The sequence below is a fragment of the Reyranella sp. genome, from assembly GCF_004296935.1.
Lineage (GTDB): Bacteria > Pseudomonadota > Alphaproteobacteria > Reyranellales > Reyranellaceae > Reyranella.
The window spans coordinates 157,150-178,744 of record NZ_SCVH01000166.1; the positions used below are offsets into that span (position 1 = coordinate 157,150).

The following is a 21,595-nucleotide window of genomic DNA, read 5'->3' on the forward strand; positions in this document are numbered from 1 at the left end:
CGTCACGAGAGTTAGCCTCAAAATGGACCAGAAGAACTTCATCGTCGCCATCGTCCTCTCGGTGCTGATCATCGTGGGTTGGCAGGCGGCCTTTCCGCCCGCCAAGCCGCCGGTTACGACGACACAACAGGCCTCCACCCAGCCGGGTGCACCGGGCGCCCCCGCGGCGCCGACCGGCCAGCCGGTCGCTCCCGGCGTGCAGCCGGGCGCTGCGGCCACTTCTGGGCAGCAGGTCGTGGGCCTCAAGGAGGCGCTGGCGCGCACCCCGCGCGTGACGTTCAGCACCGCCGAACTGCTGGGCTCGATCTCGCTCAAGGGCGCGCGCATCGACGATGTGCAGCTCGTCAAGTATCGCGAGACCATCGATCCCAAGAGCCCGCCGGTGCCGGTGCTGTCGCCGGTCGGCACGGTCCATCCCTACTACGCCGAGTTCGGCTGGTCGGCGTCCGATGCCGCGATCAAGGTGCCGGGGCCGGAGACGATGTGGACCGCCGACAAGAGCACGGTGGCCCCTGGCGCGCCGGTGCGGCTCACCTGGGATAACGGCCAGGGCCTGGTGTTCGCGCTCGACGTGTCGATCGACGAATTCTTCATGTTCGACGTCAAGCAGAGCGTCGAGAACAAGACCGACAAGCCGGTCACGCTGTTTCCGTGGAGCCTCGTCGTCCGCTACGGCACGCCCCCGGCGGAAGGCATCTACATCCTCCATGAAGGCCCCTACGGCGTCTTCAACGGCAGCCTGAAGGAGTTTGGCTACTCCGATTTCAAGGACAACAAGCAGCAGAAGTTCAGCACCACGGGTGGCTGGGTCGGCATCACCGACAAGTACTGGATGGCGACGCTCGTGCCGGACCAGAAATCCAAGGTCGACGTGACGATCAAGGGCACTGGCACGGGCGACGCCGCGAAGTACCAGATCGACTATGTCGGCGGCGGCGAGACCATCGCGCCGGGCAGCACCGGCCGCACCGAGGCGCGTCTGTTCGCCGGCGCCAAGATCGTGCGCATCATCGATTCCTATACCGAGAAGTACGGCATCGAGAAGTTCGACCTCACCATCGACTGGGGCTGGTTCTGGTTCTTCACCAAGCCGCTGTTCTGGCTGCTCGAGTGGCTCTACGTCCAGCTTGGCAACTTCGGCCTGTCGATCCTGGTGCTGACCGTCATCGTCAAGCTCGTGTTCTTCCCGCTGGCCAACAAGTCCTATGCGGCGATGAGCAAGATGAAGCGGCTCCAGCCGGAGATGGAGAAGCTCAAGGAGCGCTACGGCGAGGACCGCCAGCGCATGAACCAGGAGCTGATGCAGCTCTATCGCCGCGAGAAGGTCAATCCGGCGGCGGGCTGCCTGCCCATCGTCGTGCAGATCCCGGTGTTCTTCGCGCTCTACAAGGTGCTCTACACCACCATCGAAATGCGCCACCAGCCGTTCTATGGCTGGATCAAGGATCTTGCCGCGCCCGATCCGCTGACCATCCTCACCGGCTTCGGTCTCTTGCCCTGGCACGTCCCCGAGTTCCTGCTTTTCTTCAACATCGGCCTGTGGCCCATCATCATGGGCGTGACGATGTACCTGCAGCAGAAGCTCAATCCGCAGCCGACCGATCCGGTACAGGCCCGCGTGTTCCAGTTCCTGCCGATCCTGTTCACCTTCATGCTGGCGCCGTTCTCGGCCGGCCTGGTGATCTACTGGGCCTGGAGCAACACGCTCTCGATCGCCCAGCAGTACATGATCATGCGTCGCCACGGCACGCCGATCGGCGGCGGCAAGGCCAAGCCGCCGGCTCTCCCGGCGACGCCGGCCCCCGCAGCCTCCAACGGCAACGCCGGCAAGAAGGGCGGCAAGGGCTCGGGCAAGAAGGGCTGATGGCAGCCAATATTCCAGGGGCGGGCGCGCCGGAAGGGCGTACGTCCGAGGAGATCGAGGCGGCGCGCAAGCTATTCGCCGGGCCCTGCGACTTCATCTCGGGCGCGGCCTCGGTCGAATCGCTGCCGCCGATTGCCTTGCCGGAAGTGGCCTTCGCCGGCCGATCCAATGTCGGCAAGTCCAGCCTGGTCAACGCACTGACCGGCCGCCGCACGCTGGCCCGCGTGTCGGCCCGGCCCGGCCATACGCGGCAGATCAATTTCTTCGATCTCGCCGGCCGCCTCTTTCTGGTCGACCTGCCCGGCTACGGCTTCGCCCAGGTCTCCAAGTCGATGAAGGAGACGTGGCAGGATCTGGCATCGGCCTATCTGCGCGGCCGCCCGACGCTGAAGCGCGTTTGCCTGCTGATCGATTCGCGCCACGGTGTGAAGGACAGCGACCACGAGACCATGAAGAACCTCGACCGCGCCGCCGTCTCCTACCAGCTCATCCTGACCAAGACCGACCAGCTGCGGCAGGCCGAGATTCCGCGCGCCATCGCCTCGGCTGAAGCAGCCGCGCGCAAGCATGGCGCCGCCCATCCCGAGGTCCTGCCGACCAGCAGCGAGACCGGCTTCGGTATCCCCGAGCTTAGGGCCGAGATCGCTGCTGTAGCATCACGCTGAGATCAACGTGACCACCAACCGATCGGACGCTGCCCCCCAAGTCCTCCTGCTGCCGACCAGAGACCGTGTCGCGACGATGGCTGATCGGCAGGTCGACCGGGCTTGTCGCCTCCCTGGCCCTCGTCGCCTGTGCGCCGCAGGGCGAGCGCACCATGACACTGGCGCCGGGCAAGCTCCGCATCGGAACCTACTTCGTCAATCCACCGTTCGAGTATGTCGCCGACGGCCAGAGGGTCGGCTTCGAGGTCGATCTGATGAACGACATCGCCTGGCGCCTGTCGCTCGCGCCCGAGTTCGTCGACACGCGATGGGAGACTATCCTCCAGGAGATGCAGGCGGGAAAATACGACTGCATCGTCGGCGGTATCACCATCACACCGCCGCGCGAGCAGACGTTCGCCTGGTCGACACCCTACATGACCACGACGCTCAGCCTGGTGGTCGACAGCCGGCGCTCGCCGAACATGCGCGGCATCGCTGACCTCAGGAAGGCGTTGGTCGGTGTGCAGGCGGCGACGACTGATTACGACGTCGCGGTGGCCATGAAGGCGAGAGGCGAGATCGGCAGCATCAAGGTCTATCCTTTCGCCGAGATCGGCAATGCCATGGTCGATCTCGCGGCCGGCCGCATAACGGCGGTCATGAAGGTCTACCTCGTCGCCGCCTGGCTCGCTCGCCAGACGCCGGGCCTGCGCATCGTGGCTCAGGTGCCGAACGACCCGCAGCAGCTCGGGATCGGCCTTGCGAAGTCGAACACGGCGCTTCTGGCTGCCCTCAACGGCGCCCTGGCGGACATGCAGAAAGACGGGACTTACGCCCGTCTCGCCCTGAAGTGGGGCCTGCAGTAGGTTCCGGCACGATCACGGGCCGGCGGCAACGGCTATTCGTCCCTCCAGCGGCCAAATGCGCTTGAAGCGGGCGGCGGCCTCGCCACCCAGGAAGTGCTCGACGACCCAGACGGTCAGCCGTGGGTTGGTGCGCCGCGCGACGCTCAGCGCCGCCTCGGCATCCTCGCACCGGCCGAGATCGTGCGCGGCGAGCGCCTCGATCAGCTTCGCCATGAAGAGGTTGCGATCACGCAGGTAGGCGAGGCGCGCTTCCTCCAGTGCCTGCACCGGCTGCCCGGCACGCAACAGGCAACCGGCAAGGCCGGTTCCCCACGCACCAAGCCTCCGATCCCTCGGGCTGAGCCGCATGCCGCGACGAAAGGCGGCGAGCCCTTCGTCCATGTATCCGTGGAGGGCCAGGTAGAATCCGCGCACGATCAAGGCGTGGGCATTGCTCGGATCGATGCGAAGCGCCCGCTCGGTCACCTCGCCGGAGGCCACGACGTCACCGATGTCATTCAGGGCGCAGCCCGCGAAGCTCAGCACCTCGCTGTCGTTCGGATCGAGCTCGATTGCCGTGTCGACCAGGCCTCGGATCTCCGCAAGCAGAGGCTCCGTGCTGGCCAGGGCACCGAGCCCACGCGCGAGCGCCGCGATCATCGCCGAATGGGCGTAACCTCGGGCGAAGCCGGGATCGCGCTGCACGGCCTGCTGGAGATGCCGGCGCGCTTCGGTGACGGTCCCCTCGGTCCATCCGCCGACCGCCAGCGTGGCCACGGCGCTGCGATAGTGCGCCCAGGCATCGAGGTCATCGGCCTTGCAGCGGCGGATGATCTCGAGCTCCGCCGTGTTCAGGGCGGGCTCGATCTCGCTGATGACCGACCGCGCGAGATCGGTCTGCAGGTCGACGACATCCTCCGGCGATGCGTCGAGCCGGCCGGCCCAGCGCTGCAAGCCCGTCTCCGCGTCGACCAGGGAGACGGTGATCATGACCCGGTCTCCGGAACCGCGCACGCTGCCGGTCACGAGGTGCCGCACTCCTAGCTGTCGTCCGATGGTTCGCAGGTCGACGGGCTGCTCGCGGTAGGCAAAAGCGGAGCGCGAGGCGACGACGAAGAAGCCGCCGACGCGGGCCAGCATCGCCGTGACATCCTCGACCAGGGCGTCGGCCATCAGGCCGATGCGCGGAGCCCCCGAAAGGTTTTCGAAGGGCAGGACGGCGATCGACGGCAGGTCCGGCAGCGGCGGCTGCGGATAGCGCTGGACCTCCGGCTCCGTGACGACTTTCCCGATGAAGCGAAAGCCACGCCGCGGGACGGTCCGGATTAATGCCTGGTCGGAGCCGTTGTCGCCCAGGGCGCGCCGCGCGGTGCTGATCCGGCTGTCGATGGCGGCGTTGGAGACGACCCGGCCAGCCCATACCGCCTCGATAAGCTCGTCCCGAGTGACCACGACATGTCGGCGCTCGACCAGCAGCGCCAGGAGGTCGAAGACCTGCGGCTCGAGCGGAACAATGCCCTTGCCGAACCGCAGCTCGCGCTGCTGGCAATCGAGGACGTAGTCGCCGAAGCAGTGGATCATCGGCCTCCCCCAAGGCGTGCGATCACACCACAGTATCTGGCAGGGAAGGGGGCATCGGCAAGCGATCTCCAGGAAAAGACAAGCTAACCGCAAGGAAGCCTGCAAGCGGACGAGGCGGCCGGCGATCTAGGCTCCAGTCGCTCAACTGCCAGGAGGAAAGCATGGTCGACGAAGCAAAGCTCAATACATTCATGAGCCAGATGCTGGGTGATCTCGGCGGCGCCTCCAGCATCGCCATGATCCGCATCGGCGACGCGCTGGGCCTTTACAAGGCGCTGCACGACAGCGGGCCGGCGACGTGCGCCGCGCTGGCCACGCGGCTCGGGCTGAACGAGCGCTACCTGCGCGAATGGCTGTCCCACCAGGCGGCTTCCGGGTACCTGGACTACGATCCTGCGGCCGCCACCTTTGCGCTGCCGGCCGAGCAGGCCATGATCTTCGCCCTCGAGGACAGCCCGGTCTACATGATGGGCGCCTTCGACCTCATGGCGGCGATGCTCGACAACCAAGCCAAGGTGCAGGTGGCCTTTAAGAGCGGCGGCGGGGTGGCGTGGGGCGACCAGGCGGGCTGCATGTTCTGCGCGGTCGCCCGCTTCTTCCGCCCGGGCTATCACAATAACCTTGTGCCGGCTTGGCTGCCGGCGCTCGACGGCGTGGTGGCCAAGCTCGAGCGCGGCGCCAAGGTCGCCGATGTCGGCTGCGGCCATGGCTGGTCGACCGTGATGATGGCCAAGGCGTTTCCCAACTCGCAGTTCACCGGCTACGACTTCCATGCCGACTCGATCGAGGACGCCCGCTCCCACGCGCGCGAGCACGGCGTTGCCGGCAATACGCGCTTCGAGGTTGCACCCGCCAAGCAGGTTCCCGGCACCGGGTTCGATCTCGTCACCTGCTTCGACTGCCTGCACGACATGGGCGATCCGACCGGGGCGGCGGCTCACATCCGCGGCATGCTGAAGCCGGACGGGACCTGGATGGTGATCGAGCCTATGGCGGGCGATCGGCTTGAGGACAATCTCAATCCGATCGGTCGTATCTCCTACGCCGCATCGACCCTGGTCTGCGTCCCCACTTCGCTGTCCCAGGAGGTCGGCACCGCGCTCGGCGCCCAGGCGGGCGAAGCACGGCTGCGCCGGGTGATGACCGATGCCGGCTTCCGCAGCATCCGCCGCGCCGCCGAAACGCCGTTCAACATGGTCCTTGAAGCCAGGCCGTAGGAACCAAGGGAGGAAGACATGACTGTCACGATCGTCAGCCGCTGGAAGGTGGGCGACGCCGCCAAGGCGACGAGCAATGCCAAGAGGGCCAAGTCGGCATGGTTGAGGAATGGTGCCCAGGAGTGTCGTCTGAGCACGCTCTTCACGGGACCTCAAGCTGGACAGATGATCTTCGCAATGGTGTTTGCGGACCTGACCGCCTATGGCAAGGCCTCGGCATCGGTCCAGACCGACATCGAGTGGATCGAGCTCCTGAGCGATATCCGCAAGTCGGTCGAGGACCGGGGCGACAGCCTCGAGGAACGCGAAATCCTCGTCGGCGTCGACATCTGAGAGGCGCATCCCAAACTTGAGCTCGCGTCTTCAAGCGGCTCCGCGATAGCTCACCACCTCGTACTCGATGCCGTCGGGGTCGAGGAAATAGAAGCGGCGGCCGGGATGGTAGTCGTCGTGCGAGAACGGCCGCAGGCCGGCGGTCAGGACGCGCGCCGCGGTGCCGTCGAGATCGTCGACCTCGACGCCGATATGGTTGAGCGGCCGGCCCTTGGCGAAATCGTCCGCCGTTTAGTGCACGTCGCGCCCGGTATAGAGGGCGACGTAGTGATCGTCCGATCCGACATGGATGGTGTGGCCGCCGTTGCGGGCGGCGCCTTGCCAGCGGATGTGCCAGCCAAACAGCGCCTCCATCAGCTTCGCGGTGCGTGCGGGGGCGGTGACGTTGACATGCTCGATGCGCAATCCGGACATGGTCGTGGGCTCCCGTTCGAATGCATTCATGGAGCGTAGAATCTCAACCTAACTCGAGGTCAAGCCTTTGCCGAAGACTCCGACGACCGGATTCTCGCTGGTGTCGATCGGCCAGCTCGCGCGCCGCACCGGCCTGTCGGTGGCGGCGATCCGCTTCTACGAGGCGCGCGGCCCGCTAACGGCGATCCGCTCCGGCGGTAATCAGCGCCGCTTCCTGCGCGCCGACATCCGCCGTTTTTCCTTCGCGCTAATCGCCCAGCAGCTCGGCCTGACGCTGGCCGAGATCGAGGCCGAGCTCACCACCCTGTCGCTGGGCCGGACGCCGACCCGGTCGGACTGGCAGGCGATCAGCAAGCGGATCCGCGGCGCGCTCGAAGCGCGGTTGCACATGCTCGAACGGACGCGCGACCTGCTCGATGGCTGTATCGGCTGCGGCTGCCTCTCGCTCGACCGCTGCGCCCTCTACAACCGGGGTGACAAGGCGGCGGTGGGCGGCGCCGGCCCGCGCTACCTGCTGGGCAACCGGGCTCAGGATTTCGCCGATCCAACTCAGCCCAAGAAACCGCGGCAGCCCGGCCGCGCGAATCTGCGACCAGGTCGCGTGTAGCGTGGCTGGTCACGCCGCGTCATGGAAGATGATGCCGAGGGTAAAACGCTGGCCGCGCCGCACGGTCGACACGCCGTGGCGCATCGCCGTGCGGTAGAAGCCGCGCGTGCCCTTCACCGGCCGTTCGTTGACGGCGAAGATCACTGCATCGCCCTGGCCAAGGCGAACCACCTCGCCGCGCGACTGCATGCGGGGCCGCTGTTCGACCAGCATGAACTCGCCACCGTCGAAATCCCGGGTAGGATCGCTCAGGAGAATGGTCGCCTGCAGTGGGAAGACGAGGTCGCCATAGAGATCCCGGTGCAGGCAGTTGTAGTCGCCCGGCCCATAGCGCAGCAGCAGCGGCGTCGGCCGCTTCTGGCCGCCGGCATGGCATTCGCCGAGCCAGTCCCTCAGGTTTGGCGGAAAGCGCTTGTCGCGGCCCAGCTGCCCGTTCCAGCGGTTGGCGACCTCGGCCAGCGGCGGGTACAGCGCCTGGCGCAGCCGCTCGACCGGTTCCGGCAGCGGATAGGTGAAATACTGGTATTCGCCCCGGCCGTAGCCATGACGCTGCATGACCACGCGGCTGCGGAAATTGGCCCCGTTGGGCCAGAGCGCCGCCAGCCCCCGGCATTGCGCGGGGTCGATCAGGCTGGGAATTACGGCGAAACCGCGAGTGGCCAGGGAATCTGTATCGATCATCCGGACATCCTGCCGCGTCGAAGGATGCTCTTCTATCCGGCACGCGACTGATATATTGCCTTCCTGACCTTGGCCCTCTCCCCCCTTCTTAACAGGCGGGCGGAGAGGGCTTTTCATGATCGGGGCGCGAGACATGGCCGAGCCGGTTCAGACCGACAAGGAACAGAGGCGGCTCATCCGCATGGCGGAGACCATCTCCAAGGCGCTGCCCTACATGCGCCGGCACAACGACGCCACCTTCGTGGTGAAGTACGGCGGCCACGCCATGACCGATCCCAAGCTCGGCGACCTGGTCGCGCGCGATGTCGTGCTGATGAAGCAGGTCGGCATGAACCCCATCGTGGTCCATGGTGGCGGGCCGCAGATCAACAAGATGCTGGACCGGGTCGGCATCAAGAGCACCTTCGTGAACGGCCTGCGCGTCACCGATGCCGCGACCATGGAGATCGTCGAGATGGTCCTGGCCGGCTCGATCAACAAGGCGATCGTGGCCGACATCAACGAATGCGGCGGTATCGCCGTCGGCATCTGCGGCAAGGATGGCAACCTGATCCTGGCGCGCAAGGTCGTGCAGATGCGTGATCCCAAGACCGGCGAACTCCTGAAGGTCGACCTCAAGCAGGTGGGCGAGCCTGCCAAGATCAACGTCATGGTGCTGGAGCAGCTGCGTCGGGCCGACGTCATCCCGGTGGTGGCGCCGATCGGCTTCGGCGTCGACGACGAACTCACCTACAACATCAACGCCGACACTTCGGCCGGCGCCATCGCCGGCGCCATGCGGGCCAAGCGCCTGCTGTTCCTGACCGACGTGCCGGGTGTGCTCGACAAGAACGGCAAGCTGATCCAGGACATGACGGTCGAACAGGCCCGCGCCCTGATCTCCGACGGCACGATCTCCGGCGGCATGATCCCCAAGATCGAGAATTGCATCGATGCAGTGAACAGCGGCGTCGAAGCCGCCGTCATCATGGACGGCCGGGTGCCGCACGCCCTCCTGCTGGAAGTCTTCACCGAGTCGGGCGTCGGGACCATGGTGACCCGCAACTGATCCGCCCGGCTTGGCCTTGAAACGCTGATTTTGCTACATATTTAGGCACCATGGCTCTCCTCCCCATCCTGACGGCGCCGGATCCGCGTCTGAAGAAGAAGTCCCTGCCCGTCGAGACGGTCGACGCCGGCGTGCGCCAGCTCATGGATGACATGCTGGAGACGATGTATGCGGCCCCCGGCATCGGCCTCGCCGCCCCGCAGGTGGGTGCCCTGAAGCGCGTCATCGTGCTCGACATCGACCGCGAGGAGACGAAAACAGGCCCTCTGTTCATGGCCAATCCCGAGATCGTCGAGGCCTCGGACGACGACGTCATCTACGAGGAAGGCTGCCTGTCGGTGCCCGAGCACTATTCCGATGTTGCGCGGCCGGCGAAGGTGCGGGTGCGCTATCTCGACCGCGACGGCAAGAAGCAGGAACTGGCCTGCGAGGGGCTGCTCGCTACCTGCGTCCAGCACGAGATCGACCATCTCGACGGCATCCTGTTCATCGATCACATCTCGTCGCTGAAGCGCAACATGATCCTGCGCAAGCTCTTGAAGGCGCGGAAGGAAAGGGAGCGCGACGAGGCCGAGGGAAAGACCTCCGACAGGGCCACCGACAAGGCGAAAGACCCGGAGCACGCCCTCTAGCAGGCGGCACGGAAATTGCGGCGGCCGGGGCAGCTCAGCCCGGGAGATTCCGCCGATGACACCGCAGCAGATCGAACTGGTTCAAACGAGTTTCAAGAAAGTCGTGCCCATCGCCGGCACCGCGGCGGACCTGTTTTACGGCCGCCTGTTCGAGATCGCGCCCGAGGTGCGCCCGATGTTTCCCGAGGATATGCGGGAACAGAAAACCAAGCTGATGGCCATGCTGGGCACGGCGGTCACCAACCTGCACAAGCTCGAGACGATCCTGCCGGCCGTGAAGGCGCTGGGTGAGCGCCACAAGGGCTACGGCGTGACTGCGGCGCATTACGCGCCGGTCGGCGCTGCGCTGCTGTGGACCCTGGAGAAGGGCCTTGGGCCCGATTTCACGCCCGACGTGAAGGCGGCGTGGACGGAAACCTACACCGCCCTCGCCGGGGTCATGACGTCAGCCTGAGCTACTGCGCGGCGATCTTCGACGCCTCGGGCGCGAAATCCCGCTCCATCTCGCGGCGCAGTTTTACCGCGGTCAGTGTCTCGTCCATCGTTACATCGGCGTAGGTGAGGGACTGGCCGGCCTTGATCGGCTTCAGGAGCTTGACGTTGTGGGCCAGGCCGAGCGGCAGGCTGCCGAGCGACGTCGACTTCCCGGCCGGGAACAGCTTGCCGTAGACGGTGTAGCCGCCCTCGCCGTCCAACATCTCGCCGGGCTTGAGGTCGCGCTTGGCGGTGGCGATCACGTCGGCATGGAAGCCGATCGGGCAGCCGGTCGGTTCCTTGCGCAGGCCGATGGAGGCCACCGACATGCCGACTTCCAGCCCGATCAGGTGCCAGCGCTTGTACATGACGGAATACCGACCCGAGGGGTCGGTGCAGAGCATGTACTCCTCGAAGCAGTTCTTCTGGTAGTCGGTGGCCGCCTCGAACACGACCCACACGCCCTTGCGGATTTCGTAGGGAATGGCGCGGCCATCCTTCTCCAGCGACGACGCCACCTCGACCTGGCCCTTGTGATGGAGCTGGCCGCCCTCGGAAATCGGCCGCATCACGAACGGCAAGTCGTCGACCGCGCAGGGCGGGAAGGCGAGGCCATCCGGCGCCGGCGTGAGTCCGGTGGCGTTGGACACGGCCGTGCTCTCGATGGCGGGCTTGGAGCCGTCGAGGAAGGAATTGAACATTTTTGGGTTCAGCCCGCCGCGCTTGGCCTGCTCTTCGTTCAGGCCCCAGTATTTCCACACCGTCTCGGGTGTCGATTGCGCGAAGTGCGGCAGCCACTTGTGGCCGCGGCCTGCCGCCGTCACCGCGAAGCCCGAGGTGCGCGCCCAGTCGACCAGTTCGCAGATCAGCGCCGGCTGGTCGCCATAGGCGAGGCTGTAGATCACGCCGGCCTGGGCCGCGCGCCTGGCCAACAACGGCCCGCAGAAGGCATCGGCTTCGACCGTCACCATCACCACGCTCTTGCCGTGCCTAAAAGCTTCCAGCGCATGCTCGACGGCGGCGATCGGATCGCCGGTCGATTCCACGATGATGTCGATCTCGGGATGGCTGACCAGCGCGCGCCAGTCCTCGGTGAGGTAGGTGCTGCCATGCTTGCGCGCCTCGGCGAAGGACGTCGCTCCGGTCACCTCGGGCTTCCAGCCCAGCCGCGCCAGGTTCTCGCGCGCGCGGGTCGGTGAGAGGTCGGCGATGCCCAGCAGGTGGATGCCCGGCGTCGTCGGGATCTGCGACAGGTACATCGAACCGAATTTTCCTGCGCCGATCACGCCGATGCGCAAGGGCTTCGCTTCGGCCGCGCGGGCCAGCAGCATGCGATGAAGACTCATTGTTTCCTCCCGAACTGCCTTGTTATTCCGCCGCAACCTTTTGGCGGGCGGCGCGCGTCACGCAATCGTCTTCCCAGGCGTCGATCGGCGTGAAATCGCGATGGGCGATGTAGGCCGGCCGCTTATGGCGGGTGATGGCGTTCTGCACGGAATTGTAGGTGACGTAGATGATCTGGCGGTCCCACGGCGACATGTTGGGCGGGCTGCCATGAACCAGCGTGCCGTGGAAGAAGATCGCCGAGCCCGGACCGCCCTTGGGCGCCACGATACCGCCCTGCTTCACCAGCTTGGCGATGACGTCGTTGTCGATCACCCACAGCGGGTAGGACGTCGTGGTGAGGTCGTGCTTGGCCTCGATCGCGCCCTTCTTGTGGCTCTTCGGGATGAAATAGAGCGGGCCGTTGAACTCGTTCACCTCGTCGACGAACACCGCGAGGTTCATGGCGCGTGCCTCGGGCATGCCGTCGTCGGCCTTCCAGGTACCGTAGTCCTGGTGCCACTGCCAGACGTCGCCGTCGAAGGCGGCCTTTCCGTTGATCTTGAACTGATGAATGTAGGTCTTGTCCCTGAGCAGCTGCTCGGCCGGTTCGACGAAGCGCGGGCTGTGAACCAACGCCTCGAACACCGGATTGTAAGTGTGCACGGCGAAGGCGGTGCGGACCACGTCACCGGTCTTCTCACGCACGTTCTCCTCGCGGCGCTGGGCAAAGACGCCGGGAATCTCCGACTTCAGGATCGCCGTTTCCTCCGGCGAGAAGTAATTCGGGAAGAAGAGATAGCCGTCGTCGTCGAACTGCTTCAGTTGCTCCGGTGTGAGCTTCATTGTTTCCTCCTCTCTGACTTTTCCCGCCGGTCATTCTAGGCGGCGCGCGAGATCACGTCCTTCAGGCGCCCGGTGAGAATGCCGGCCATCTGTTCGGTGTGCTTGCGGCAGAGCGCCTCGCTTTCCGCGACCTGGCCGGCCTCGAAGGCGCGCAGGATCGCTTCGTGCTCGTCCCACACGCTGACCCTGAGGTCGTCCTCGCTCAGGACGGCGGCCATGACGCGGCGCATGTGTTGCCAGTGCGGTTGCGCCGTCTCGGCGATCAGTGGATTGCCCGAGGCCTCGTAGACGAACAGGTGGAAGTCGATATCGGCCTCGATCACGAAGGGGATATTGCCGCTCGCCACGGCGCGGCGGCCAACATCGAGCAGCAGGCGGCCGCGATGGGTGAGTTCCGGCGTGTAGCGCGTGGCGGCGAGTCGCGCCGCCGCCCCGTCGAGGGCCGCGCGCACATAGTAGAGATTGTTGGCCTTCTCGACGTCGAGCGGAGCCACGCACACGCCCTTGCGGCCGGCGTCGATCAGGAAGCCCTCGCGGCGGAGCAGCATCATCGCCTGCAGCACAGGCTGGCGCGACACGCCGAATTTCTGCGCCAGCTCCTCCTGGGTGATGCGGACGCCCGATTTCAGCTCGCCAGAGCAGATGGCGTTCAGAACGGCATCGTGGATGCGTTCGGAAAGGTCGGGTTCGGGGGCGATGGGGCGCATGGGTTCTGTATACAGAACACGGACGCGCCGGAGTCAATCGCTTAGCGGACTTTCAGGCCTTTAGCCGCCAGGATGGGTAGCGCCCGGTCAGGATAGTCGGTGATCAGGCCGTCGACCCCGAGATCGATCAGGCGCTCCATCTCGGCGGGGGCATTCACCGTCCAGGGCACCACCTTCAGTCCCAGCGCCTGCGCCTCCTTCACGTTGCCGGCGTCGACATTGCGCCAGAATGGAGACCAGGTGGCGCAGCCGGCGGCCTTGGCCAGCCGCGGCACCGACCCGCCGTGCGCGGCGAGGTCGAGGCCGCCCAGCCATGGGGACGGCCGGCCGCTCGCGCGCTGGATCGTGTCGAAGTTGTTGCTTTCGATGGTGAGGCAGCCGGTGGCGAGATCGGGTGCCAACGCTTTCACTTCCAGCAGGCCGCGCCAGTCGAACGACTGGACCGTGCTGCGCCCGGCCGCCTGGCCCTTGCGGATGGCGTCGACCGCCAGGCGCGCGAACCGCGGGGGATCGACCGTGAGGTCGGGCTTGGTGGGATTGGTCTTGATCTCGATGTTGAAGCGCACGCTGGGTCCGGCCATGGCGAAGAAATCGGCGAGCGTCGGAAAGCGCTGGCCGTCAGCCGGCTTCTGCTCGGGCCATTGCTGGCCGTATTTGCTCGCGGGATTGAGCCGGCCGATGTCGTAGCGCCCGAGGTCCGCCAGGGTGAGCGTGCGGATCGCGGGTCCCGCCGTTGCCAGCCACTGCCCGTCCGGACCGCGTGTCAGATCCGGATTGAGGATCGGGTCGTGGCTGACGACGACATCGTCGTCCTTGGTGATGGCGAGATCGGTCTCCAAGGTGCTGACGCCGAGATCGAGGGCCACCTTGAAGCCCGCCAGAGTGTTCTCTGGTGCCAATCCGCGGGCACCGCGATGGCCCTGCAGATCGAAGGCCGCGGCGATGCCGAAACTAGCTGCCCAGATTGCGCAGGCGAGCGATGCGATCCTGGATGTCGGGATGCGTGGCCAGGAGCGCCGGTGTCTTGGACGTGAAAGCATGGAGGGGATTGATGATGAAGAGGTGCTGGGTGGCACGACTCACTCCGGGAAAGGGCGCCGCCGCTTCGGCGAGCTTGCCGAGAGCGGAGATCAGCCCGTTGGGATTACGCGTGAACTGCACCGACGTCGCATCGGCAAGATACTCGCGCTGGCGCGACACCGCCATCTGCACCGCCTTGGCCGCCAGCGGCGCCAGGATCGCCACCACAAGCAGGACGATGATCAGGATACCGCCACCCGAGCTGCCCTTGCTGTTGCTGCGGCGCTGCACAGAGCCCCAGTTCAGGGTTCTGAGCGCCATGTCGCAGACCAGAGCGATCAGGCCCACGGTCACGCCGACCACCACCATGTAGCGTGTGTCGAGATTGGCGAGATGGGCCATCTCGTGCGCCACCACGCCCTGCAACTCGTCGCGACTGAGCTTGTCGAGAAGCCCGCGCGTGACGGCGATGGTGCCATTGCCGATACGGTTGCCCGTCGCAAAGGCGTTGAGCGCCTCGGTGTCCAACACCATCACCTTGGGCATCGGTACGCCCGCCGCAATCGAGATCTCCTCGACCACGTTGTAGAGCTGCGGCGCGTCGGCCTTGTCGATCTCCTTGGCACCGGACATGGCGAGCACCATCTTGTCGCCGACCGCGAGCGAGATCAGACTCCAGCCGACGCTGATCGCGGCCATCACGCCCGCGGCGCCGATGCCCAGCGCGCTCACCACCGGCATCGTGTCCGAGCCCTCGGTCTCGAGGATCCAGCCGATCAGGTAACCGACAAGTGCTGCGAGCGCGGTCAGGAGCACCAGCAACACCATCGTGTTGCGGCGGTTCTCCTTCTGGGCGGCGACGAAGTCGGCGGTGGTGGCCATGCCGCGACCTGCGGACTAGCGCAGCGCGACCTTGGGCACTTCGCGCTCGGTCTCCGGCATGTTGAAAAGGTCCATCGGCCCGAAACCCAGCGAGGCCGCGGCCAGCACCGCCGGGAAGCTCTGGCGGCGGGTGTTATAGCTGTTCACCGAGTCGTTGTAGAATTGGCGCGCGAAGGCGATCTTGTTCTCGGTCGTCGTCAGCTCTTCCTGCAGCTGTTTTACGTTGTCGTTGGCTTTGAGTTGCGGATAATTCTCCATCAATGCAAACAGGCCGCGCGTGGCCTGGCTGAGGGCTGCTTCGGCGGGCCCCGCCTGCACCGGACCGCTCGCCGCAGCGGCGGCATTGCGTGCCTGGATGATCTTGGTGAGCGTCTCCTGCTCATAGCCCATGGCGTCCTTCACCACCTGTACCAGGTTGGGAATGAGGTCGTGCCGCCGTTTCAGCTGCACATCGATCTGGCTCCATGCCGTCTGCGCCTGGTTGCGGCCACCGACCAGGCCGTTGTAGAGCGCGATCAGCCACAGGCCGATGGCCACGAGAACGCCTAGGACGATCCAAAAGCTCATCAGACTGGCTCCCTCTCCGGCACGCTTGGCCGCGGCCGCCAGTCTAGTCATGATTGTGGCAATCCGGGAGGACCAACGATGGATATCTCAGCCCTGCTGAAAAGCTTCTGTTCCGCCGTCGAACGCCGCGACGGCAAGGGCTTCGCCAGCCTGTTCACCGAGGACGGCGTCTATCACGACGTGTTCTACGGCGATTTCAGAGGCCCGGCGAAGATCGCCGAGATGATCGACGACTGGTTTTATCGCACCGCGCAGGACTTCCGCTGGGAGATGCACCGGCCGGTGAGCGACGGGAAGATGCTCTACGCCTACTACACCTTCAGCTACGCCTCGAAACTGCCCGAAGCCGCGGGCAAGCGTGTCGGCTTCGAGGGCTGCTCGATGATGACCCTGCGCGACGGCAAGATCGCCGACTACCGCGAGGTCGCCAACGTCGGGCCGGCCTTCGTCGAGCTCGGTTTCGCGCCCGAGCGCACCGCCAAGATCCTGGCCAAGGAAGGCGCGCACCTGAAGAAGCAGCCGGAGTGGAAGCGGCACCTCTGACGATTCGTCACCCGTTGTAGGAGCGGCCGCCGCTGTCGCGCAGCCACAGTCGGATCAGCAGGCGCTTGCGCGCGGCGTCCGGCCAGTCCTTGAACGCCGTGCGCTTGTGGCCGAGCGCGCGGTTGTCGATGAGCTGGATCTGGCCCGGCTCGAAATGGAAGCGGGCGGCTAAGCCCGGTTCGTTCAGGATCGCCTCGAAGGCTTCTATCGCCGCCTTGCCCTCGGGATCGAGATCGACGCCGGCGAGCTTATAACCGTTCTTCACCTGGAAATACGACAGGCGCGCGGTCAACCGTTCGCCCCCACCCTCATCCTCCTGGCGTTCGAACATCGGATGGTGCGTGGTCATGACGTCGTCCGGCGCGTGCTCGCGCTGGCGGTCGAAGTAGAACGGCTGGAAGAGGCGCTGAAGCAGATCGGGATGACGCTTGCGCATTTCCTCGTGCGCGGTGGTGAAGCTCACGATGCCGCTCACGCCGCCCTCCATGGCCGTGCGGACGCAGAACAGGCCGACATAGTGCGGTGGCGCGTTGTTGTAGCTGTTGTCGGTATGGAAGTTCTGGTCGTAGTTGGTGACGTCGGGCCGCACACCGTTGCCGGGTGGTTTGCCGAGATCGGTGACGTCATAGATCGAGGTGCCGTCCCACTTCTGGGCGACCGGGCGGGCGACGAGCGACGCCAGCAACCACCACACGGCTTTCGCACCGTCCTGCGGCCAGCGATCGACGGGCAGGCGGTCGACGATGGCGAAGCCTGGCCCGTTGTCGATGGTGCGCTTCACCTCGCGCATTAAGGCGTGCGAGGCCTTCAGGGCGAAATCCTCGGGCCGCAGGAGCAGGAGTGGCAGCGGATCGCGGTTGAGCGTCGCCACGACCGCGTCGAGTTCCTTCACCACCTCGCTCGGAACGGCGATGCGTCCGGCAGTTGCCGGCAGCGTGTCGCCGCGCCAGAGCAGGCGATCGGACATGCTCAGTCGCGCAGCAGCTCGTTGATGGACGTCTTCGAGCGCGTGCGTTCGTCGACGGTCTTCACGATCACGGCGCAATAGGTCGAGGGTCGGTCGGGGCCGCCGCCGATGTTGCCCGGCACCACCACCGAATAGGGCGGCACCTTGCCGACATGGATCTGGCCGGTGGCGCGATCGACCACTTTCGTTGTGGCGCTGATGAAGACGCCCATGGAGAGCACCGCGCCGGTGCCGACGATCACACCCTCGACGACCTCGGAGCGGGCGCCGATGAAGCAGTTGTCCTCGATGATCACCGGGTTGGCCTGAAGCGGCTCCAGCACGCCGCCGATGCCGACGCCGCCCGAGAGGTGGCAGTTCTTGCCGATCTGGGCGCACGAGCCGACCGTCGCCCAGGTGTCCACCATGGTGCTGCTGTCGACATACGCACCGAGGTTGACGAACGACGGCATCAGCACGACCGACGGGGCAATATAAGAGCCGCGACGCACAACAGAGCCCGGCACGGCGCGGAAGCCCGCCTTGGCGAAGCGCGCGGCGTCCCAGCCGGTGGTCTTGAGCGGCACCTTGTCGAACCACGGCGCGGCGCCGAGGCCCGGGAACGAGGCACCACCGTCCATCGGCACCGAATCGTAGAGACGGAAGGAGAGCAGCACGGCCTTCTTCAGCCACTGGTTCACCACCCACTCGGCACCGACCTTCTGGGCGGTGCGGAAGGAGCCGTCGTCGAGGCCGGCGATCGCCGTCTCGACCGCGTCACGGACCTCGCCCTTGGTGGCGCTGCTGATGCCGTCGCGCTTTTCCCACGCCGCATCGATGGTGGCCTGTAGCTGCTTGCTCATTGTTCCCTCGGAAATCTGCCGCGGGACCTTATATGCTGGTCCCGATGGCCTTCAAGCTTCCTGAATCGGTGCTGGTCCTGGTCCATACGCCCCGGCTCGACGTTTTGCTGCTGGAGCGCGCCGACCGTGGGTCGTGGGGCACCTGGGGGCGTGGCAGTCGGTGACGGGTTCGCGCGAATTGGACGACCCGGACCTCGACGCCACGGCACGGCGCGAGCTTCTGGAGGAGACCGGCCTCTCGGTCGGTACCCTCACCGACTGGCGCCTCGTCAACCGCTACGAGATTTGGGCTGAGTGGCGGTCGCGCTACGCGCCCGACGTCACCCACAACGTCGAGCATGTCTTTGCCTTCCAGGTGGCGGAACAGACCGTGGCGACCCTCGATCCGGCCGAGCACGTGGCCCAGCTCTGGCTGCCCTGGCAGGAGGCGATGAAGAAGGTGTTTTCGCCCACAAACCGCGACGCGATCTGGCAATTGCCGAAGCGCGTTCTCGGGCATAGTGGCGGCGCATGAGCGAGACACCCCGCGAAGCTTCCAAGCTCGGCCAGTTCAGCTGGGCCCTGTTCGACTGGGCCAACCAGCCCTTCTTCACCATCATCACCACTTTCATCTTCGCGCCCTACTTTGCGAACGTCCTGGTGGGCGATCCGGTGAAGGGCCAGTCGGCCTGGGCTTTCACGCAGTCCGCGTCGGGCATCCTGATCGCGCTGATGAGCCCCTTCCTCGGCGCCATGGCCGACGCCGGCGGGCGGCGCAAACCCTACATCTTCGCCTTCCAGCTTCTGCTTGCCACAGGCTGCGCCGGTCTCTGGTTCGCCTATCCCAACCGGCCCGACCTGATCCTGCCGATCAGCTGGGCCGTCATCATGGCCACGGTCGGCGCCGAGATGTCGATCGTGTTCAACAACGCCCAGCTCCCCGGCATCGTGCGGCCCGAGCGCATGGGGCGCCTCAGCGGCTTCGGCTGGGGCCTGGGCTACTGCGGCGGTCTCATCTCGTTGTTCCTGGTGCTGGCGGTCAGCATGCCGGCAATGTTCGGCCTCGCGCCCAACAACGACACGCCGCTGTTCGGCCTCGACGCCAGGAGCCACGAACTCGAGCGACTGGTCGGGCCCGCCTCGGCCCTGTGGCTTGCGATCTTCGTGCTGCCGATGTTCCTGTTCACACCCGATTCGGCCGGCGCACGGCACCAGTCGCTGCTCGTCGCCGCGCGCGAAGGCGGCCGCTCGCTCCTGTCGACGCTGAAGCGCATCCCGCGCTTCGGCAATGTGCTCCGCTACCTGATCGCCTTCATGCTCTACAACGACGGCCTCGCTGCCATCATCGGCTTCGGCGGCGTCTATGCCGCCGCGACCTTCGGCTGGAGCACGGTGACGCTGGGCATCTTCGGCATCATCCTCACCGTGTTCGCCATCCCGGGCGCCTTCCTGGGCGGCCGCCTCGACGACTGGATCGGCAGCAAGCGCACGGTGCAGATCGCCATCGCCGGCGTGATCGTGGCGACGCTCGGCATCGTGGGCGTCACCGCCACCCATGTGCTCTACGTCATCCCGGCCGATCCCATCATCCCGGCGCGCGGCCTGTTCGGCTCGGTCCAGGAGAAGACCCTGATGGGCTTCGCCCTGCTTCTGGGCTTCTGCATGGGCCCGATGCAGGCTGCCAGCCGCACCCTGATCGCCCGGCTGGTGCCGCACGAGATGAGCGGCGAGTTCTTTGGCCTCTTTGCGCTTTCGGGCCGCGCCACTGCCTGGATGACGCCGCTCGCCATCGGCATCGTGACGGCCGCGACCGGTTCTACGCGGCTCGGCATGGCGTGCGTGCTGTTTTTCCTGGTGCTAGGCTTCGTGCTGCTGTGGAACGTCCGCGAGGAACGCGCGACGGTCTGAGCGTCCCGGGAGACGATATCGATGAAAGCCATGACGTTGTTCATTTCGGCAGTTGCGGTGCTCGCTGCGCCGCTCGCTGCAGGCGCCCAGTCGCTGGCGCCGCAGACCCGATGGGCGAACAACCACGGCTCGGAGTTTGTCATCAAGTCCATCGGACCGGATGGCAGCCTCACGGGTACCTATTCGAGCAGCCTGCACGGCTTTCCCTGTCGCAACATCGCCTTTCCCGTCGTGGGCTGGGTCGATGGCGACCGGATCACCTACACCATGCGGACCAAGGCCGGTTCGGTCGACTGCAAATCGGTGACATCCTGGACCGGCTACCTGCACGACGGCCGACTCTATGCCGAATGGAGTCTGGCCTACTTCGACACCGAGACCAACCGGCCGACGCTCAACCGCGGCACCGACGTCTATCGTCCGAAGTAACATCCAGGAGGAGACGGCTCATGATCACCGCCATCGTCAACTTCAAGCTGCCGGACGGAATCGACTCGAAGAAGGCCGCGGAGCTGTTCAAGGGCTCGGCACCCAAGTACCGCGGCATGAAGGGTCTCGTCCGCAAATACTACCTGTTCGACGGCGAGAAGCGGATCGGCGGCGGCGTCTATCTCTGGAAGAGCCGCGCCGACGCCGAGGCGGTCTACACGCCGCAGTGGCAGGCCTACATCGCGGAGCGCTATGGCGCGCCGCCGGACATTCGCTATTTCGAGACGGCCGTCGTCGTCGACAACGAGACCGACAGGATCGACGAAGCGGCTTAGGTCTTTTCGTCTCAAATTAAAGCGAATCGTACTACCTCATCCTGAGGAGCATCGCGTAGCGATGCGTCTCGAAGGATGGGCAACAATGCGACTGGTCCCCACCCTTCGAGACGCGCCCTATGGGCGCTCCTCAGGGTGAGGTGGACTTTGTATCAGTCGGAAAGACTCTACGCGTCGAGGATCGGCGCAAAACCGCCATAGATCATGCGCTTGCCGTCGAACGGCATGTCATGATTCTTCATGCGCTCGTCGGCCATCATCTTCTTCCAGCCCTCGTCGCGCACTGCCTTCGAGGGCCACTCGACCCACGAATAGACGATCTTCTCGTCGGGCGTCGCCTTCACCGCGCCCTTGAAGTCGGTGACCTTGCCGTCGGGCACGTCGTCGCCCCAGGCCTCGACGACGCGTGTGGCGCCGAACTCTTTGAACAGGGCTGCCGCCTTCGCGGCCATCTCGCGATGGGCCTCCTTGTTGCCGGCCGGGACGGGAACCAGGTAGCCGTCGACATAGCCGGTCTTGCCGCCGCTGCGCTCGTCGATCATCGGTATGAAGCCGCCGTAGATCATGCGCTTGCCGTCGAATGGCGGGTTGGAGCCCATCTCCTTCATGCGCGGATCTGACATCATCTTCTCGTAGGCCTTACCGGCCGCTTCCTTGCTGGCATATTCGTGCCAGGAGAAGACGACGATCTCGTCCGGCTTGGCCTTCACCGAGCCCTTGAAGTCGGTGACCTTGCCGTCGGGCACATCATCGCCCCAGGCTTCGACGACACGGGTTGCGCCGAATTCCTTGAACACCGGCGCGAAATCGGCGGCGAGCTTGCGGTAGGCCTCCTTGTTCGCGGCCGGCACCGGAACGACGAATCCCTGCACGTAGGTCATGATTTTCCTCCTCTTGACATAAT

Annotated in this window: 26 protein-coding genes; 14 read left to right on the plus strand and 12 right to left on the minus strand. The window is 65.7% G+C overall.

Features of this window, described 5'->3' with window-relative positions; genetic code table 11:
• Positions 1-22 precede the first annotated feature (22 nt).
• The 3 genes from yidC to EPO55_RS25095 all read left to right on the plus strand — a co-directional run bounded on the left by yidC (position 23) and on the right by EPO55_RS25095 (position 3,377).
• Positions 23-1,864 carry a membrane protein insertase YidC gene (gene yidC, locus EPO55_RS25085; protein ID WP_296340248.1) on the plus strand — a complete coding sequence of 614 codons (1,842 nt, stop codon included), beginning with the start codon at positions 23-25 and terminating at the stop codon, positions 1,862-1,864.
• On the plus strand, positions 1,864-2,529 hold the full coding sequence (yihA, locus tag EPO55_RS25090; protein ID WP_296340249.1) for a ribosome biogenesis GTP-binding protein YihA/YsxC: 666 nt from the start codon (positions 1,864-1,866) through the stop codon (positions 2,527-2,529). Before yidC ends, yihA begins: the two co-directional genes overlap by 1 nt.
• A gap of 65 nt (positions 2,530-2,594) precedes the next feature.
• Positions 2,595-3,377: an ABC transporter substrate-binding protein gene (locus EPO55_RS25095; protein WP_296340250.1), complete on the plus strand. Its 783-nt coding sequence runs from the start codon at positions 2,595-2,597 to the stop codon at positions 3,375-3,377.
• Between the two features lie 12 nt (positions 3,378-3,389).
• Here EPO55_RS25095 and EPO55_RS25100 read toward each other — a convergent pair whose 3' ends face one another.
• Positions 3,390-4,937, minus strand: a complete 1,548-nt coding sequence (locus tag EPO55_RS25100; protein WP_296340251.1) for a winged helix-turn-helix domain-containing protein — start codon at positions 4,935-4,937, stop codon at positions 3,390-3,392.
• Between the two features lie 161 nt (positions 4,938-5,098).
• Here EPO55_RS25100 and EPO55_RS25105 point away from each other — a divergent pair, with 161 nt between their 5' ends.
• Positions 5,099-6,154 (plus strand): class I SAM-dependent methyltransferase, encoded by a 1,056-nt coding sequence (locus EPO55_RS25105; protein WP_296340252.1) that lies wholly within the window; start codon positions 5,099-5,101, stop codon positions 6,152-6,154.
• Between the two features lie 18 nt (positions 6,155-6,172).
• Complete coding sequence (locus tag EPO55_RS25110; RefSeq protein WP_296340254.1) at positions 6,173-6,487, plus strand: hypothetical protein; 315 nt, start codon at positions 6,173-6,175, stop codon at positions 6,485-6,487.
• Positions 6,488-6,718: 231 nt separating this feature from the next.
• Here the strand turns inward: EPO55_RS25110 and EPO55_RS25115 are convergent, their stop codons facing one another.
• On the minus strand, positions 6,719-6,901 hold the full coding sequence (locus EPO55_RS25115; RefSeq protein ID WP_296340255.1) for a hypothetical protein: 183 nt from the start codon (positions 6,899-6,901) through the stop codon (positions 6,719-6,721).
• A 67-nt stretch (positions 6,902-6,968) separates the two neighbouring features.
• Between EPO55_RS25115 and soxR the strand changes: the two genes are divergently transcribed.
• Positions 6,969-7,508, plus strand: a complete 540-nt coding sequence (gene soxR / locus EPO55_RS25120; RefSeq protein ID WP_296340257.1) for a redox-sensitive transcriptional activator SoxR — start codon at positions 6,969-6,971, stop codon at positions 7,506-7,508.
• Positions 7,509-7,517: 9 nt separating this feature from the next.
• On the opposite strand, the gene EPO55_RS25125 is transcribed toward soxR, so the two are convergent.
• Positions 7,518-8,189 (minus strand): 2OG-Fe(II) oxygenase, encoded by a 672-nt coding sequence (locus EPO55_RS25125; protein WP_296340258.1) that lies wholly within the window; start codon positions 8,187-8,189, stop codon positions 7,518-7,520.
• A gap of 133 nt (positions 8,190-8,322) precedes the next feature.
• Between EPO55_RS25125 and argB the strand changes: the two genes are divergently transcribed.
• From argB to EPO55_RS25140, 3 genes are read left to right on the plus strand one after another with little or no spacing between them, the layout of a single operon-like run.
• Positions 8,323-9,237 carry an acetylglutamate kinase gene (gene argB, locus EPO55_RS25130; RefSeq protein ID WP_296340325.1) on the plus strand — a complete coding sequence of 305 codons (915 nt, stop codon included), beginning with the start codon at positions 8,323-8,325 and terminating at the stop codon, positions 9,235-9,237.
• A gap of 50 nt (positions 9,238-9,287) precedes the next feature.
• On the plus strand, positions 9,288-9,869 hold the full coding sequence (gene def, locus EPO55_RS25135) for a peptide deformylase (protein WP_296340259.1): 582 nt from the start codon (positions 9,288-9,290) through the stop codon (positions 9,867-9,869).
• Between the two features lie 55 nt (positions 9,870-9,924).
• The gene (locus EPO55_RS25140) at positions 9,925-10,323 is read left to right on the plus strand and encodes a globin family protein (RefSeq protein WP_296340261.1); all 399 of its coding nucleotides are present in this window, start codon (positions 9,925-9,927) and stop codon (positions 10,321-10,323) included.
• 1 nt (position 10,324) lies between these two features.
• Here the strand turns inward: EPO55_RS25140 and EPO55_RS25145 are convergent, their stop codons facing one another.
• The 6 genes from EPO55_RS25145 to EPO55_RS25170 are packed head-to-tail and all read right to left on the minus strand — an operon-like array spanning position 10,325 to position 15,688.
• Complete coding sequence (locus EPO55_RS25145; protein WP_296340262.1) at positions 10,325-11,689, minus strand: Gfo/Idh/MocA family oxidoreductase; 1,365 nt, start codon at positions 11,687-11,689, stop codon at positions 10,325-10,327.
• A gap of 22 nt (positions 11,690-11,711) precedes the next feature.
• Entirely contained in the window at positions 11,712-12,512 is an 801-nt protein-coding gene (locus EPO55_RS25150) for a phytanoyl-CoA dioxygenase family protein (protein ID WP_296340265.1), read from the minus strand.
• 35 nt (positions 12,513-12,547) lie between these two features.
• Positions 12,548-13,219: a GntR family transcriptional regulator gene (locus EPO55_RS25155; protein WP_296340266.1), complete on the minus strand. Its 672-nt coding sequence runs from the start codon at positions 13,217-13,219 to the stop codon at positions 12,548-12,550.
• 41 nt (positions 13,220-13,260) lie between these two features.
• Positions 13,261-14,259: a glycerophosphodiester phosphodiesterase gene (locus EPO55_RS25160; protein WP_296340267.1), complete on the minus strand. Its 999-nt coding sequence runs from the start codon at positions 14,257-14,259 to the stop codon at positions 13,261-13,263.
• Positions 14,171-15,121, minus strand: a complete 951-nt coding sequence (locus tag EPO55_RS25165; RefSeq protein ID WP_296340268.1) for a M48 family metallopeptidase — start codon at positions 15,119-15,121, stop codon at positions 14,171-14,173. Before EPO55_RS25165 ends, EPO55_RS25160 begins: the two co-directional genes overlap by 89 nt.
• A 15-nt stretch (positions 15,122-15,136) precedes the next feature.
• Positions 15,137-15,688 (minus strand): LemA family protein, encoded by a 552-nt coding sequence (locus EPO55_RS25170; protein ID WP_296340270.1) that lies wholly within the window; start codon positions 15,686-15,688, stop codon positions 15,137-15,139.
• Between the two features lie 78 nt (positions 15,689-15,766).
• On the opposite strand from EPO55_RS25170, the gene EPO55_RS25175 reads away from it, so the two are divergent.
• Positions 15,767-16,231: a nuclear transport factor 2 family protein gene (locus EPO55_RS25175; RefSeq protein WP_296340272.1), complete on the plus strand. Its 465-nt coding sequence runs from the start codon at positions 15,767-15,769 to the stop codon at positions 16,229-16,231.
• Between the two features lie 7 nt (positions 16,232-16,238).
• Here the strand turns inward: EPO55_RS25175 and EPO55_RS25180 are convergent, their stop codons facing one another.
• Together EPO55_RS25180 and dapD are read right to left on the minus strand one after the other, a co-directional pair.
• Positions 16,239-17,198 (minus strand): TauD/TfdA family dioxygenase, encoded by a 960-nt coding sequence (locus EPO55_RS25180; protein ID WP_296340274.1) that lies wholly within the window; start codon positions 17,196-17,198, stop codon positions 16,239-16,241.
• Positions 17,199-17,200: 2 nt separating this feature from the next.
• On the minus strand, positions 17,201-18,040 hold the full coding sequence (gene dapD / locus EPO55_RS25185) for a 2,3,4,5-tetrahydropyridine-2,6-dicarboxylate N-succinyltransferase (RefSeq protein ID WP_296340276.1): 840 nt from the start codon (positions 18,038-18,040) through the stop codon (positions 17,201-17,203).
• Between the two features lie 160 nt (positions 18,041-18,200).
• Between dapD and nudB the strand changes: the two genes are divergently transcribed.
• From nudB to EPO55_RS25205, 4 genes are read left to right on the plus strand one after another with little or no spacing between them, the layout of a single operon-like run.
• Positions 18,201-18,554, plus strand: coding sequence for a dihydroneopterin triphosphate diphosphatase (gene nudB, locus EPO55_RS25190; RefSeq protein ID WP_296340277.1), 354 nt, complete (start codon positions 18,201-18,203; stop codon positions 18,552-18,554).
• Positions 18,551-19,927: an MFS transporter gene (locus tag EPO55_RS25195; RefSeq protein ID WP_296340279.1), complete on the plus strand. Its 1,377-nt coding sequence runs from the start codon at positions 18,551-18,553 to the stop codon at positions 19,925-19,927. Before nudB ends, EPO55_RS25195 begins: the two co-directional genes overlap by 4 nt.
• Positions 19,928-19,948: 21 nt before the next feature.
• Positions 19,949-20,356 carry an avidin/streptavidin family protein gene (locus EPO55_RS25200; protein WP_296340280.1) on the plus strand — a complete coding sequence of 136 codons (408 nt, stop codon included), beginning with the start codon at positions 19,949-19,951 and terminating at the stop codon, positions 20,354-20,356.
• 20 nt (positions 20,357-20,376) lie between these two features.
• Positions 20,377-20,691 (plus strand): monooxygenase, encoded by a 315-nt coding sequence (locus tag EPO55_RS25205; RefSeq protein ID WP_296340282.1) that lies wholly within the window; start codon positions 20,377-20,379, stop codon positions 20,689-20,691.
• Positions 20,692-20,858: 167 nt separating this feature from the next.
• Here EPO55_RS25205 and EPO55_RS25210 read toward each other — a convergent pair whose 3' ends face one another.
• Complete coding sequence (locus EPO55_RS25210) at positions 20,859-21,572, minus strand: DUF1428 domain-containing protein (RefSeq protein WP_296340283.1); 714 nt, start codon at positions 21,570-21,572, stop codon at positions 20,859-20,861.
• Positions 21,573-21,595: the final 23 nt, after the last annotated feature.